Origin of the sequence: Bradyrhizobium sp. Arg237L, from assembly GCF_029990105.1 — a bacterium.
GTDB lineage: Bacteria > Pseudomonadota > Alphaproteobacteria > Rhizobiales > Xanthobacteraceae > Bradyrhizobium.
On record NZ_JAQMIL010000272.1, the window covers coordinates 1 to 293 of the forward strand.

Below are 293 nucleotides of genomic sequence, written 5' to 3' on the forward strand. Positions count from 1 at the left end.
TTCAACAAGCGCCTCGCCGAGCGCGACGAGACGCTGGAGAAATGGAAGTCGGCCTATGAAGAGGCGGCCAATGTCGCGCGCGACAAGGACGCCGCGCGGGCCAAGTTCGAGGGCGAGGCCAACGCCTACAAGGCCTCGACCAAAGGCTGCGTCGCCAAGAACGACCAGATGCTGAAGGCCGGCCGCGAGCTCCTGAAGCAGTACAAGAGCGTCACGATCGGCGACACGATCGTCGCGCATGAGCCGATGCTGGGGCTGCGTCGGGTGGAAATCCAGAACAACATCCAGGACAG

Annotated in this window: 1 pseudogene; it reads left to right on the forward strand. The window is 63.5% G+C overall.

What is annotated here, in order from left to right:
* Positions 1–293: pseudogene (locus OZ411_RS43280) on the forward strand (hypothetical protein); the annotation flags it as partial.